Origin of the sequence: Helicobacter sp., assembly GCF_017502485.1 — a bacterium.
GTDB lineage: Bacteria > Campylobacterota > Campylobacteria > Campylobacterales > Helicobacteraceae > Helicobacter_B.
This window is the reverse complement of the sequence record NZ_JAFVUX010000031.1, coordinates 14,763-29,932: the sequence shown is the minus strand read 5'-3', so window position 1 is coordinate 29,932 and position 15,170 is coordinate 14,763. Positions and strand designations below refer to the sequence as shown.

Sequence of the window (15,170 nt, the reverse complement as noted above, 5' to 3'; positions counted from 1 at the left end):
CGGAGCTATTATGCGGTTTAATGAAGAGCTAGCGCATATTGCTACTTATCAGGCTGGCAAGCCTATTGAAGAAGTGGTGCGCACTTTTGGGCTTGATGAAAGAGATATTATTAAGTTAGCAAGTAATGAGAATCCCTATGGTGCTTCTCCCAATGTTGTAGAGTGCATTAGGCATAACGCTCACAAAGTATCATTCTATCCAGATGATTCTATGCACGCGCTTATTTCACTCTTGCAACGACACTATGGTATCAAATATGGGCAGTGTATCATAGGATCTGGGAGTGATCAAATCATCGAGCTTTGTCTCCACGCTAAAGCAAATAAATCAAGCAAAATTCTTATGGCGGGTATTACTTTTGCGATGTATGAGATTTATGCCAAGCATATTGGTGCGCAAGTGATACGCACACCGAGTAAGGAGCATAATCTTGCAGAATTCTATGAGCTATTTAAGCAGTATAAGCCTGATGTTGTGTTTTTTTGTGTACCCAATAATCCTCTGGGAGAGTGTGTAGATGCCAAAGAGCTCTATAAGCTGCTTGCCCATATAGAGCAAGAGAGCAGTGGAGAAACACTCGTGATCATTGATGGTGCGTATCAAGAGTTTGCTTCTTATAAGGATTCTAGTAAGCATATTGATCCGCGTGATCTTATAAATTGTTTTGCAAACACTGTTTATCTTGGCACTTTTTCTAAAGTGTATGGGCTTGGAGGTATGCGCGTGGGCTATGGAATCGCACGAGAAAATATTATCCAAGCTTTGTATAAGCTACGCGCTCCATTTAATATTACAACATTAAGCCTTGCAGCTGCGTGTGTGGCACTTGAAGATAGGGAATTTGTGCACACTACGCTTGAAAAGAATTTCACGCAAATGCTTCGATATGAGGAGTTTGCAGAATCTAGGGGGATTAGCTATATTCCATCTTATACAAATTTTATTACCCTCGTCCTAGAAAATCCATACGATTCTTCGGTGATTTGCGATACACTTTTGCGACAAGGGATTATAATCCGCAATCTTGCTTCCTATGGTATCAACGCTTTTCGCATAACTATTGGCACACAAGAGCAAAATACAAGAGTGCTTTTAGCTCTTGCAGAGATTATGCGGTTGTGGATATGATGGAAATTTTTTGTAAGGATACAAAGTAGTGGATACCAAAACGCTTTTTGAACGTATAACAAAAATCTATAATAATCTCACCGGTAAGCAAAAGGTCGTTATCACGGCGACCATTGTTGTGCTTATAGGGTTTTTTGTATTTTTGCTTGTTTTTTCAAACAAGCAGGTACAGAGCTCTTATGGCGTGCTATTTGAAGGTATGAATGAGTCCGATAGCGCGCTTGTCTTACAATATCTTAAAGACAATCAAATCCCTTACAAAATCTCTCGCCACGGTGTTATAGAAATCCCCAACGAGCGCGTAGCAGAAGAGCGCATCGCCCTAGCAGCTCAAGGCATTCCTAAGACTTCTAAAGTAGGGTTTGAAGTATTTGATACAAGCAATATTGCTGAGACAGATTTCACACAACAAGTAAAATTCTTACGCGCAACTGAAGGTGAGCTTACGCGCACGATAGAAGCTTTAGAACCGATTTTTAAAGCAAATGTGCAAATTGCCAATCCTAAAGAATCACTCTTTGTCTCAACGAGTATTCCGCCCACTGCTGCTGTTATGGTGCAACTAAAGCCGGGTAGCACACTCTCATCATTCCAAATCACAGGAATTAAAAATCTTGTATCCGCAGCCATCCCAAGACTTACACCCGACAATGTTAAGATTGTCGATGGTAATGGAATGCCTTTAGGTGAGGACAATGAGCTAGCTGGAATTAATGAAGTACTCAAACAACGCTACGCTTTTGTCCATAAAGAAGAGCAAAAAAAAGCGGATGACATTGTGCGCTTGCTTTCCCCTCGTGCTGGTGGGGCAAATAAGGTTGTAGCTATTGTGAATCTCCAATATGATTGGAGTCAGCAAGAATCCATCAAGCAGACTTTTGATCCTTCTCAAGTGCTTCCTAGGGCGACTAAGGACTATGAGAAAGAGAAGCAAGGACCGCCAGAGAAAGCTATCGGTGGGATTCCGGGCGTGGAGAGTAATGTCGGTGCTGTGCAGAATCTAGATTCTAGTAATCAAATGATAAAAGAGCGCGAGACAGAGTCTATTGTCAATAATGAAATTGGTAATGAGACGATTAAAACAAAATTTGCGAGTGGCAAGCCTTTGCGCCTAACTGCTTCAGTGCTTGTTAATGGTGAGCATAGGCTTGTCACCAAAGATGATGGGCAAGAAGTGCTGGAGTATGTACCATTTACTCCAGAAGAGATCACTAAACTTGAAAATCTTGTCAAAAATGCTATAGGGTTTGATGAGTCGCGTGGAGATTCTGTAACGGTTTCGGACTGGGATTTTTCAAAATCAGAGACAATCAAAATGCCAAAGACTTTTGTAGAAAAAGCCACAAGCTTTATGATGCAATATGTCCCACTGCTAAAATATGTCATCATTGCTATTATTATCTTCATCTTTTATAAGAAAGTCATTGCGCCATTTGCTGAGCGAATGCTTGAGGTCCAAGATGCAGAAGATGAGAAGATTGAATCACTCTTTGAAATTGATGATGATGATGATGAAACTAGCTCGCACTTTGGTGAGCTACGCAAGCGTGTAGAAGAGCAGCTTGGCATTAGTGGTGGTGGATTTAGTGAAGATGAGGTGAAATATGAAGTATTGCTAGAAAAAATTAAAGCAGTCATTCAAGAAAAGCCAGAAGAAATCGCTTCGTTGTTTCAAAAACTTATCCACGATGAGATCGGTGTAGAGAAGTCCAGCTAGGAGGCACTATGAGCTTACAATTAAACCAACGCCAGCGCGCACAATATGATGAACTCTCAATGTCAGAAAAGATTGCCATCTTGCTAATCCAAGTTGGCGAAGAGCTTACAAGTGAGATTTTTAAGAATCTTGATATTGAAGGGATTACAGAGATTTCCAAGCAGATTATGCAGCTAAAAGGCACGGACAAAGCCATAGGTGGTGCGGTGCTAGAAGAGTTTTATGCGATTTTTCAATCTAATCAATATATTAACAGCGGTGGGCTTGACTATGCTAGAGAGTTACTTAATAAAGCTCTTGGACCAGAAGAGGCAAAGCGGGTTTTGGACAAGCTTGCAAAGACTATGCAGTCTGCCAAAAACTTTGCCTATCTTAGTAAAATCCGCCCACAGCAGCTTGCAGATTTTATTGTCAATGAGCATCCCCAAACTATCGCACTTATTCTCGCACATATGGACGCGAGCAGTGCGGCAGAAACCTTGGGGCATTTTAGCGATGATAATATGCGCGCAGAAATTGCTATCCGTATGGCAAATCTAGGTGATATTTCGCCAAATGTAGTCAAGCGTGTATCCACTGTGCTAGAAAACAAGTTAGAATCTCTCACAAGCTACAAAGTCGAAGTGGGTGGTCCAAGAGCGGTTGCTGAGATGTTTAACCGACTTGGGCAAAAGGCTGCTAAATCCACGCTTTCTTACATTGAGCAAATCGATGAGCAATTAGCAAACGAAATTAAGGAGATGATGTTTACTTTTGAAGATATTGTCAATCTCGATAAAAATGCTATTAGAGAGATTCTTAAGGTTGCTGATAAAAAAGACCTTACAATGGCACTAAAAGCGGCAAATGACAACTTGAAGCAAAAATTCCTTGATCAAATGAGTACAAGAGCAAGCGAGCAATTCATTGAAGAGATGCAGTTCTTAGGCGCAGTGCGTATGCGCGATGTCGAAGCTGCTCAGCGCAAGATCGTAGAAGCGGTGCAGACACTTTCAGAGCAGGGGCTTATCCAAGTAGGCGAAGAGGAGGATGTCGTTGAGTAGTTTTGAAGAAGATAATCTCATCACCAAAAATCATATTGAAAAGCATAGAATTAGCAAATATGAGTTTCGTCCTATTGTGGCAGATGAAGTAGAATCTAAGGCAAAAGTCTCCCAGCCAGAATCTACTCAAGATCCAAGCTTGCCACCAGCACAGAGTATTGGGGAAGACAGTATAGAAAAAGAGTTGATAGAAAAGCTTTTGCAAAAGACTGATGAGCTCTCAGGTTCGCTTGCAAAACTACAAATCCAGTTTGAAAAGCAACAGCTTGAAATGGAGGAGAGAGTTAATACTGCGCGCAATGATGCCTATAAAGATGGTGTGAAAGAAGGAGAGGAAAAAACACGTCAAGCCCTAGAGACTGATGTGCAAAAGGAGCGCACTGCCCTTGTGGAATCTGCTATCAATCTTGGCAAAGCTATGCAAAATTCCGAAACACATTTACGCGAGCTGGAGAAAGAGTTAAGTGCTATTGCTGTGGATATTGCACGAGAAGTGATCGCAAAAGAAGTAGAGAAGGATAGTGCGGCTGTGGCGTCTGCTTTGGCAAAAGAACTGCTAGGCTCAATTGCAGATGCCACCGATGTGCAAATCCGTGTCAATCCGCTTGACTACCACGGCTTACAAGATGCCTTAAAAGACTATACTAAGCTAAAGATAGAAGCGGATAATGCTATTACAAAAGGTGGTGTGATTATTGCAAATGGTGGCGGAATCATTGATGGGAGCATTACCAATCGCTATAAGACTCTGAAGCAAAGTGTTTTGGATAATTTAAAAGACTAAGGTATATCTAATGGTAGTTTTTCCACCTAAGCCGCTTAAGCAAATGGAGCTAGCTGAACTGGAGAGTTTATGTGCTAGTATTCGAGCTAGAATCTTGGAGGTTGTGAGCCAAAATGGTGGGCATTTGAGTTCTACGCTTGGTGCAGTAGAGCTAATTGTGGCTATGCATTATGTATTTGACTATGCAAAATCCCCATTTATCTTTGATGTATCGCATCAAGCCTATGCGCACAAACTGCTTACAGGGCGGTATGATAAATTTGCAAGCTTGCGGAAGTTTGGTGGGATAAGTGGATTCTGCAAGCCAAGCGAGTCAAGTGCAGACTATTTTGTGGCTGGGCATAGCTCTACTTCTATCTCACTAGGCGTAGGCGCGGCAAAGGCGATGGCGTTACGCAATGATCGGGAAATGCCCATTGTGCTTATTGGCGATGGAAGCATAAGCGCTGGGCTTGTGTATGAGGCACTAAATGAGCTAGGTGATAGGAAATACCCTATGCTTATTATTTTGAATGATAATGAAATGAGCATTGCTAAGCCTATAGGTGCAATTTCTAAGCATTTATCACAAATTATCTCCCATCCGATGTATCAATCTTTTCGTAATTTCACCAAAAAATGGCTAGATAAAATGCCAGATTCTGCGACTTATCTAGCAAAACGCTTTGAAGAGTCGCTAAAACTTATCACACCCGGAATTTTGTTTGAAGAAATGGGGATTGACTACATAGGTCCAATTGATGGACATAATCTTAGTGATTTGATCTTTTGTTTTAAGCGTGCGCAAGATTTGGGGCGACCAGTGATTGTGCATACGCAAACAATTAAAGGTAAGGGTTATGAGATTGCCGAGGGTCCATATGAGAAGTGGCACGGAGTTGGGGCATTTGATCTCCAAACGGGGCAAGCACTCAAAAAGCCTAGTCCAAAACCCACTCCCACGCAGGTATATGCAAACACATTGGCTCATCTTGCTAGCATTGATGAAAGAGTCGTGGGTATTACAGCAGCTATGCCCGGAGGTACTGGGCTTGGCGAGCTAATTGACACCTATCCGCATAGATTCTGGGATGTGGGTATTGCTGAGCAGCATAGCGTAACTTCTATGGCAGCAATGGCAAAAGAGGGTTTTATCCCATTCGTGAGCATTTACTCGACATTTTTACAGCGCGCTTTTGATCAAATTATCCACGATGTGGGGATTATGAGCGTACCAGTGCGCTTTAGTATTGATAGGGCTGGAATTGTAGGAGAAGATGGCGAGACTCATCAAGGGCTTTTTGATATTGCATATTTGCGTATGATTCCGGGGTTTGTGCTTTTTGCTCCGCGTGATAATGCTACGCTTAAATATGCCATAGAGTTTGCTTATAAATTTTCTAGCGCACCTTGTGCTTACCGCTATCCACGCAATGCTTTTTGCCTAGAAGAAGGTAGTTATGATGCAAGGGAGTTTATGCTGGGTGAGTTAGAGATTTTACGCCAAGGTGAGCAAATTGTGCTCATTGGCTATGGTAATGGAGTGGGGCGAGCAGATCAGGTCTATCACGCATTATGCTCGCTAGGATTTAGACCTAGTCTTATCGACCTGCGTTTTTGCAAGCCACTACCAGAAGAGTTGAAAGCGATTTTGTGTATGCACAAAATCGCTTTTGTTTTTAGCGATAGTTATATAGATGGTGGCGTGGGTGGAGCGATACTAGAGTATGCAAGTGCGCGCAGTGTGCTAATGCCACTATATAGCCTTGAGCTAGAATCTACTTTTGTTCCGCACGGCGATACAAAGAGCATAGAAAGTTTGCTTCATCTTAGCCCAGAAGCACTTATAGCACGCGTACTTGCAAAGCTTGAGTATCATAAAATCACTCCATAGGTAAAAACTATGACCACTAAAGCAGGCTTTGATTTTGGGTTTGATGGTTCTGCGTGCAAGAGCTGTGGGGGGCGGTGTTGTGTGGGTGAGAGTGGCTATATCTTTCTCACGCTCAAAGAAGTAGAATCCATTGCCGCATTTTTGGGGGTGGAGTTTGAGAAGTTTGTTCTACACTATGTCAAAAAGGTTGGCTACCGATTTTCGCTCATTGAAAAGTCCTATGAAGATGGCTTTGCGTGTGTGTTTTTTGACACACAAAAAAAGCAGTGTGGGATCTATGAAACTCGCCCAGCCCAGTGTAGAACATTTCCATTTTGGGAGGGGTTTCAATCAAAAAGTGAGCTTACAGAGCTTTGCGCACTTTGCCCCGGAGTTGTTAAGCAAACACAGGGATAAATGATGAGAGTTTTGTGTAGTGCTTTATTGCTTATGTGTCTAGTGTATGCTGATAGTAGAGAAGATGCGGCTTTGCTTAATGGTGCCGATAGCTTATATCACGGCGATTTTGCTACTTCGTTTGATGAGTTTATTGCACTATTTGAAGACACAAAAGAGCCTTATTATGCCAAGCTTGCAGCCCGAGCGGCGATGGGCAAGGGCGATACAAAGTCTGCACTGCTACTTGCAGAGCTGTATATCAAGCTTAGTGGTAATGATGAAGATCTTATTATCAACAAAATTCTCGCTGATGTTTATACGCAAAATGGGCAAATAGAGCAGGCTATCAAAGTGCTAGAGAGAATCTACAAGCAAGAGCCTAGTAATGAAGTGGGCGAAGTGCTGGGTAATATGTATATGCTTAGAGACTCCCCAAAGCAAGCGCAACCTATCTTTGAGAGCATTTATGAAGCAACACATCATACAGAGATTCTCAAAAAACTTCTTTTAATCTTTGTTGTGCAAAAGCAAGAGCAAAAAGCTTTGGGGCTTCTCTCCCAGCATTTATTGAGCTTTGGGTGTGAATACAAATTTTGTGAGGAATCAATTGGGATTTACGCGGATTTACGCGCCCTAGAATTTGCAAAAGATGTCTTTGAAAAAATCTATACCAAAAATCCCACAATCCCCAATGCTATGAATCTTATGCGCGTGCTTATTGCACTAAAGCAATTCCAAGAAGCTCATGGCATTGCGCAGTCCTTTCCGTTTGATCAAGGATTGCTTTTGGATTTGTATGTAGCCCAAGGTGATTATCATAAAGCACAAAAAGAAGCCGGGCATATCTATGCCCAAAGCAAGAATCCTAAATTTCTAGCGTTAGAGGCGATTTATGAGTTTAGCGCGCAAGAGCAGCCCACGCGCAAGCTAGCAGAATCTGTCGCCAAAAAGCTTAATGAGGCAATCACCCTGCGCCAAGCCCAAGTGCGTAAAGAAGATCAGCAACAAACCCCACAGGATGCGTTTTTTTATAACTTTTATGGCTATTTGTTGATTGATTATGAGATGGATATTAAGCGTGGCTTAGAGTATGTGAAAAAGGCTTTAGTGATTGAGCCTTATGCGTTCGCCTATATCGATTCATTAGCGTGGGGATATTATAAGCTTGGTGATTGTGACCGTGCGCTTAAGGCATTTGCACAAATCCCAAAAGACCAAATCGCAAACAACCCAGAATTGCGTGTACATAGCTACCAGATCCAAGGAGTGTGCAAGGAGCAGGTAAAGTGAAAGTGAGAGAATCTCAATGAATGTGATTATGCGACTTTTTCAAAGATTTTCTACAAGTGTGCCAGAATCTACTTCCGCGCTTGCTTATAGAATCCAGCGTGAGCAAGAGTTTTTACCCTTTGATTTGCTTGGACGATCGCTTTCCTATAACCCCTATCCGCCACGCTTTAAGGAGGTTTTTCCCACGCTAGATTCCCCATGTGCTGTGCTTGTGAAAGGTTTTGTGTTTGATGAGCTAGAATCTATAATTGCCCACATACACGCACATAAGGCACAAATCATCGTGCTAGATATGGCGCGAGATTCTAATGCTAATCCTAGTGGAGAGGGGCTAGAGTGTATAGGGTATCTGCGCCACTACACCACCGCGCTAATTATATTAAAGGACTGCTTTATTGACCCATATCAAATCTTGCAAGCAGTTGTCTATGGTGCTGATGGAGTGATGCTAGATTCTAGTAGTAGAGGACATAAGGTGTTGCTAGAGTTTGCATTTAGGCTAAATTGTATGAGTTTTTGTGTCATTGCAACACTTAAGGAGATTAAACAAGCTGTGCTAGCAAAGACGGAAGGTTTTTTTATCGATGATGGTGTGTATGATGAGTTTGCCACACTGCTACCAAAATCCAAATGCATCTGCCACTATGTGGCTACAACTGACCCTAAGCGCACAAGTACAAGTGCAGATTTTATGTGTATGCAAGTGTAGAATATGGACATTACTATTATTAGCGATACAAGCACACGCAACCTTAACATAGTTGCTCCTAGTGTGCGGCTTGATGAGTGTGTGGCACAAGGGCTACATATCTCACGCAGCCAAGCGCAAGAGCTTATTAAGCAAGGATATGTTCAAAACAATGGCATAAAGAGCCAAAAAAGTGGGCTTAAGCTTACAAAAGATACGATCTTGCATATTACGCTACCAGTGCAAGACTCCAAGCCATCTGCTCCGAAAATCTCACCACTTGAGATTGCTAGAATCTATGAAGATGAAGAGCTACTTATTTTAAACAAACCCCCAAATCTTGTCGTCCATAGCGCGCCAAGTGTAAAAGAAGAGACTTTGGTGGATTGGCTACAAGCGCAAGGGGTGATGCTTTCTACACTAAGTGGTACGCATCGGGCTGGGATTGTACACAGACTTGATAAGCAGACAAGTGGGGCAATCGCCATTGCTAAGACAAATGCCACGCACGCTTACTTAAGCCAAGAGCTAAAAGATCGTCGTATGGGGCGGTATTATTTGGCATTAATTGATAAACCAATTAAAGAGTCGCGAATGATCACTTGCAACCTAGCGCGTCACCCAAATAACCGACTAAAAATGACAAATATCGATGCTATGGGACTGAGAGTCTCTTCCGCTAGATTCTCGCAAAGTGCCTTTATCCCGCTTATTAATACGCAAGAGACTTCGCTGCTTGCTATTAAGCTCTACACTGGGCGCACACACCAAATCCGCGCGCATTTAGAAAGTATCAATCGCCATATTTTAGGGGATAGGCTTTATGGCTATGCAGGTACGCTAGGGTGTCGTGTCCAGCTACACGCATACTTACTCTATCTTGCACATCCTATCACGCGTAAGCAGATGGTTTTTCGCGCTGAGATTTTTGGAGATATGCTACAATGTGCACAGATTTTTGGGGCAAAGGAGTTTGATGAAGCCATTAGGCAAGATGCTATTGTGCAGGCTTTTAATCAGTGGGATACTGCTTATAGGGCTAAGTAGTTGTGGCAGCACAAGCACTTCCCTAGGGTTTTTGGGCTCGCAAGAAAAGCTTGACCCAAATTTACCTATGATTCCACAGATACGCACCATAGCTGATGTGAGCTCTATTGCCCTAGAGTGGGATAGGGTGCCAAATCCAAATGTGATTAAAGGCTTTGTTATCTTCCAAAACAATGCCAATAATAGTAAAAAAATTGCCACGATTAAGAACCCTTATGTCACGCATTATGTTGTGGATTCTCTTCTGCCAGAGACCTCTTACTCTTTCCAAATTGCCACACTTGGCGTAGATAATGCAATCTCACAAAAGACCAAGCCTCTTACTGTGAAGACATCATTTATTGATCCTGTTGAAAGGGTATTTGCTTCAAAAGACTATGCCAAAAAAATCAAGCTCATTTGGAGTCCTCACCCAAACCCTAGCATTACGCGCTACATTATCCAGCGCAAGAATCCGGCTGGTGTGTTTCTCAATATCGCTACAGTTAAAAACCGCTTGCTTGTGGAGTATTTTGATGAGAACCTAGCTGATGCGCAAGACTACACTTATCGTATTATCGCTAAAGATTTAAATGGGGTCAATTCTCGTCCAAGCGCGGAGATACAGGGATCTACAAGACAAAAGCCAAAGACAATCACTTCAATTCAAGCAAGCCAGAATCTAGCCAAAAACATTCAGCTAAGCTGGGAAGCTGTCCCTGATATTAACCGCTATGAGATTTATACCGCTGATGCACTTGATAGCGCATATAAGCCCCTTGTGCAAGTCAATAAAACCTACTACACACACAAAATAGGTAAAGATAGCGTAGAGCTATTCTATAAAGTGCGCGCAATTGATGATAATGATGTCGCAAGTGATTTGCCAAATGGTGCAGCTAAAGGTGCGACTCTCCCACCTCCACCTACACCGGTTATCACTAAAGGACAGATGCAGGATAGCCACGCCTTTATCGAATGGGAGATTATCAATCATGCGCGCGTAAAAGCCTATGCAGTATATCGCTATGAAGGACGTTTGGGTAACTTATTGCGCTTTAGTAATACGATACAAAATAGCTTTACTGATAAAGAAATGCAAAAAGGTAAACGGTATATCTATAAAGTCGTTTCTGTTGATGGAGATGGCAATGAGTCGTTGCCAAGCAAAGAAGTGGAGCTACTTCTACGATAATGCCACACTTTATTGCTCGCAAACGACTAGAATCTAGTGCTTCCAAGCTAGATTCTAGCCCTTATGCTTATAAGCTTTATAGTATAAGATCTAGCAGCGTCTCTCTTATTGCTATGCCTTATGTGTATCAAAATAAACATAGATTCTGCTTTGTTTATGAGATTTGGCGTGCAAATGATGTGCTATTAAAGGGGGTTAAAAGTCTGCGCCCTATACCAAGTGGCTTACTTAAAAATGCTCTGCAAGCCTTAAGTAAGCATTATGATGTATTGCAAGAGAATCTAGCACACACCGCGCTTAAGCAAGATATTGATAGTCCATTTTTGTTAAGCGAAGGGGAGATGGTTGGGCTACTAGAATCCAGTCAAGACACATATAGTCAAGTGTTTGTGGAGATAGGGTTTGGTAGTGGCAGGCATATTGTGCATTTAGCTAAGGAGCATAGAGATGCACTTGTAATAGGGCTGGAGATACACACGCCTTCTGTTGAGCAAGTGCTGAGACAGATTGAGATTCTAGGCTTAGAGAACCTTTATATATCTTGCCTTGATGCAAGGCAGTTTTTACACGCTGCTATAAGCGATAGTGTGGAGCAGATGTTTATCCACTTTCCTGTGCCTTGGAATAGTGCGAAAAAACGCCGCGTGCTAAATGATGTATTGCTACAAGAGATAATGCGGGTGCTTAAGCAAGCAGGTTCATTGGAGTTTCGTACCGATGATAGGGAATATTTTGAAGATGTGTTAGCTTTGGCACAAGATAATCAATACGCTAGTTCTACGCACATGATAAACGCCAAGCAGCCCATAACGAGTAAATATGAAGCAAGATGGCTTGCACAGGAGAAGGATATTTTTACTATCACAATCACACCAAATGCAAAAACCTCACCGAGAGATTCCCACGAGATTGGGCAAAAATATGCATTTGGATTTGATAAAAAATTGGTAAAATCCATTTTAGCAAAAGCTAGTAGCGATTGTTTTGCCCACTTGTGGGAGAAGAGGCGTTTTGCGCAAGGTTTTTTATGTGTATATGATGCTTTTATCTCAAAAGCGCAAGATAGGGTGGCATTTTTGGTACATTTTGGGGATTTTCAATACCCTTGCACGCGATTGGTTGTGTTAGAGCGTATTGAGATAGCAGATGCGTTTGAGTATCAAGGGCAATATTTCCCAGAGCCACCACTCCAGAACCAAGCCAATGCACAAGCACACGAATTGTTTACTAACATATTGGAGAAACTATGAGTATCATTACAGCAAACAATCTTACGCTAGGCTACCAGCGGGAAGAGCCTGTCATTGTTAATGCAAACTTTACCATTAACCACAAAGACTTTGTTTTCATATCAGGACCTAGTGGCAGTGGCAAAAGCACCCTACTTAGCTCACTCTATGGGGCATTAGCTCCTATGAGTGGGAATCTTAGCGTATGCGATGTTAATCTTACTAAACATAAAGACAAAAACATCACTCGCTTGCGACAAAAAATCGGCATAGTTTTTCAAGATTATAAGCTTATAGAAGAGTGGAATGTCGAAAAAAACATTGCACTACCTATGTTTATTAACGGCTACAAAAAAGACGCCTGCGAAGCCCAGACAGAAAAACTACTTTCGCATATAGGGCTTTTGCATAAGGCAACTAAATATCCACTAGAGCTAAGTGGTGGGGAGCAGCAGCGTGTGGCTATGGCGCGCGCTATTGCTCATCGTCCCACCTTGATTCTAGCTGATGAGCCCACAGGGAATCTTGATGATTTTTCTAGTGATATGATTTGGAGCTTGCTAAAAAGCGCAAATGAGCAACTTGACATTACTATCGTGGTTGTTACCCACCGCGTCCCTGTACGCACAAATATCTCCTATCGGCATTTGTTTATCGATCGAGAAAGGAATAGTATTTATGAACAGCATTAAACAGCACTTTTTTTTGATTCTACCGCTACTTGCGTTACTTTTTAGTCTTGAGAGCTTTTTGCTTATCAGTCGGGCGATTATCAGTAAGGAAGACAAGCTTTTGCAAAATTACTCTATTGTGATTGCAAGTAAAAAAAAGCTCTCTCTTGAAATTATTCAGCAAAACATCCCAGAAGCTTCGTCGCTTGAGCTGATTGATCCAAGCTTTATTCTAGATAAAATCCGCTCCAATATGAATAATGAAGATTTTGAAAACATCAAAAAGGAATTATCTCTTTACTACACTTTAAAGCTTGATTCTTTCCCTAATCAACGGCGACTTAATATCATAGAATCTACTTTAAACAAAATCCCAAATATCATCAAGACAGAATCGTTTGCCAAGACGCATAACCAAGCCTATCGCCTACTGTTTTTGGTCAAGCTTAGCATACAGACTTTCGCGATTATTTTGGCAGCGCTTAGTGTGCTTTTGATGATTGATCAAATACGAATTTGGCATTTTGAGCATAGTAAGCGTATGCAAATTATGAATTATTTGGGGGCAAGTTTATGGATGAGAAATAGTTTCTTGCTTAAGAGTGCGATTAATGATGCCGTTATCGCGACTATTGTGGTGAGTGTTGGGTTTTTGTATTTTTCTACGACAGCTGCTGCTAGAGAGATGATGGAGGCACTAGAAGTGAGCGGCGAGGTGTTTAGCTTTTTGCGTGATTTTGGGATTTTACTTGTAGCCTCGATTGGCACTTGTTTGTTTTGCGTATTTGCGGCAATTAGCCTACAGAGAACGGTATAAAATGCGTTTTGTATCTGTGCTTTGGTGTGTACTCTTACCTGTATATCTAGTTGCTGCACCCAAAAAGCTCGAAGATATAGAAAAGGACATCCACGCCAATAAGCAGAAGCTAGAGGAAAAAGCCAAAGAAGAGCGGAAAATCTCATCGCGCCTAAGCTCGCTCGGCAATACGATTAATGCGCGCAAGAAGCAGGTCGCTTCCCTGCGTGCGCAAATTGTGTTTTTGCAAAAAAGTATTAGCCAAAATCAAAGCCAAAATCAAAGCCAAGAGAAAAAGTTGGGGTCGCTACGCACAACCTTGCAGGCATTAGAGAGCGAAAAGAGTGCGATACAAGCTTACATTGCCAATATTATTATCAAGGATTTGTCATTCTGGCTTGTTTTAGATAAACAAAGTGCCGTATCCCCAGATGATGTGATGCTTGAAGAAGCATTTGATCTTTTAACCAAGCAAAGCCAGAGCAAGATTCTAGCTCTAAGTGACAAGCAAAAAAAGATTACTGATCAAATTGGACTCATTACACATAATATCAATGAGATCACAACTCTCATAGGCACGCAACAAAACAAAAAAGAGCAACTACAAAAAATGATTAATGAGCAAAAACTCTTAAATGACAAATTGCAAGCCGAGCTAAATGACTACAATCAAAAACTTATCCAAATCACCAAAGAGCGCGAAGGGCTAGATTCTATATTGCAACATCTAAATATCATTAAAGCTGATCGACAAAAGGAGCTAGAGAGACAGCGACAAGCGTTGCTAGCAGCACAAAAAGCACAGAAAGAAAAAGAAGAAAAACAAGCTAAAGAAAATGACTCAGTCCCCGCCCAGCAACAAAGTCAAAAAAACAATCTCAACATTGTACAAGTTGCAAATAGCTATAAGAATGTCTCAGTTATCAAATACGCTGGAGCAAAGACCATTGCGCCACTGGAATATTACACGATTGAGCAGAATTTTGGACCTTATTTTGACCCAGTTTATAATCTTAAGGTGTTTAATGAGTCGATCACGCTGCTTTCAAAGGTGCCCAATGCCGTCGTATATAATATCCTTGATGGCAAGGTTGTTTATGCTAAGGAAGCCCCTGTGCTCAAAAAGGTTGTAATTGTTGAACACAGCAATGAGACCTATACCATTTACTCTCAGCTTGATAAAATCGCGCCGACAGTTAAGCCGGGCTTTGTTGTTAAAAAGGGTTATACAATTGGTAGGGTTTCTCAGAGACTTGGTTTAGAAATCACACAAAAAGACAAACATATCGATCCAATCGAAGTTATTGCAAAAAGTAAATAATTTGTTAAAACATTTTACAAAATAGTCGAT

The 15,170-nt window shown here is 41.6% G+C and carries 14 protein-coding genes; all 14 read left to right on the top strand.

What is annotated here, in order from left to right:
* The first annotated feature begins 10 nt into the window (after window positions 1-10).
* The 14 genes from hisC to IKB69_RS06825 are packed head-to-tail and all read left to right on the top strand — an operon-like array spanning window position 11 to window position 15,140.
* Window positions 11-1,129, top strand: a complete 1,119-nt coding sequence (gene hisC / locus IKB69_RS06890; protein ID WP_290947735.1) for a histidinol-phosphate transaminase — start codon at window positions 11-13, stop codon at window positions 1,127-1,129.
* 28 nt (window positions 1,130-1,157) lie between these two features.
* A complete protein-coding gene (gene fliF / locus IKB69_RS06885) occupies window positions 1,158-2,846 on the top strand; it encodes a flagellar basal-body MS-ring/collar protein FliF (protein WP_290947733.1) in 1,689 nt (562 codons plus the stop codon).
* A gap of 8 nt (window positions 2,847-2,854) precedes the next feature.
* Window positions 2,855-3,889: a flagellar motor switch protein FliG gene (gene fliG, locus IKB69_RS06880; protein ID WP_290947731.1), complete on the top strand. Its 1,035-nt coding sequence runs from the start codon at window positions 2,855-2,857 to the stop codon at window positions 3,887-3,889.
* Entirely contained in the window at window positions 3,882-4,673 is a 792-nt protein-coding gene (fliH, locus tag IKB69_RS06875) for a flagellar assembly protein FliH (protein WP_290947729.1), read from the top strand. The genes fliG and fliH overlap by 8 nt, the downstream gene beginning before the upstream one ends.
* A 10-nt stretch (window positions 4,674-4,683) precedes the next feature.
* Entirely contained in the window at window positions 4,684-6,546 is a 1,863-nt protein-coding gene (gene dxs, locus IKB69_RS06870) for a 1-deoxy-D-xylulose-5-phosphate synthase (RefSeq protein WP_290947727.1), read from the top strand.
* 9 nt (window positions 6,547-6,555) lie between these two features.
* Window positions 6,556-6,942, top strand: a complete 387-nt coding sequence (locus tag IKB69_RS06865) for a YkgJ family cysteine cluster protein (protein ID WP_290947725.1) — start codon at window positions 6,556-6,558, stop codon at window positions 6,940-6,942.
* Window positions 6,943-8,214: a tetratricopeptide repeat protein gene (locus IKB69_RS06860; protein ID WP_290947723.1), complete on the top strand. Its 1,272-nt coding sequence runs from the start codon at window positions 6,943-6,945 to the stop codon at window positions 8,212-8,214.
* A gap of 28 nt (window positions 8,215-8,242) precedes the next feature.
* On the top strand, window positions 8,243-8,923 hold the full coding sequence (locus IKB69_RS06855; protein ID WP_290947721.1) for a hypothetical protein: 681 nt from the start codon (window positions 8,243-8,245) through the stop codon (window positions 8,921-8,923).
* Between the two features lie 3 nt (window positions 8,924-8,926).
* On the top strand, window positions 8,927-9,949 hold the full coding sequence (locus IKB69_RS06850; protein WP_290947719.1) for an RluA family pseudouridine synthase: 1,023 nt from the start codon (window positions 8,927-8,929) through the stop codon (window positions 9,947-9,949).
* The gene (locus tag IKB69_RS06845; RefSeq protein ID WP_290947717.1) at window positions 9,879-11,123 is read left to right on the top strand and encodes a hypothetical protein; all 1,245 of its coding nucleotides are present in this window, start codon (window positions 9,879-9,881) and stop codon (window positions 11,121-11,123) included. Before IKB69_RS06850 ends, IKB69_RS06845 begins: the two co-directional genes overlap by 71 nt.
* A complete protein-coding gene (gene trmB / locus IKB69_RS06840) occupies window positions 11,123-12,373 on the top strand; it encodes a tRNA (guanosine(46)-N7)-methyltransferase TrmB (protein WP_290947715.1) in 1,251 nt (416 codons plus the stop codon). Before IKB69_RS06845 ends, trmB begins: the two co-directional genes overlap by 1 nt.
* Window positions 12,370-13,044, top strand: a complete 675-nt coding sequence (locus tag IKB69_RS06835) for an ABC transporter ATP-binding protein (RefSeq protein WP_290947713.1) — start codon at window positions 12,370-12,372, stop codon at window positions 13,042-13,044. The genes trmB and IKB69_RS06835 overlap by 4 nt, the downstream gene beginning before the upstream one ends.
* On the top strand, window positions 13,031-13,840 hold the full coding sequence (locus IKB69_RS06830; RefSeq protein ID WP_290947711.1) for an FtsX-like permease family protein: 810 nt from the start codon (window positions 13,031-13,033) through the stop codon (window positions 13,838-13,840). Before IKB69_RS06835 ends, IKB69_RS06830 begins: the two co-directional genes overlap by 14 nt.
* A gap of 1 nt (window position 13,841) precedes the next feature.
* Entirely contained in the window at window positions 13,842-15,140 is a 1,299-nt protein-coding gene (locus IKB69_RS06825; RefSeq protein ID WP_290947709.1) for a peptidoglycan DD-metalloendopeptidase family protein, read from the top strand.
* Window positions 15,141-15,170: the final 30 nt, after the last annotated feature.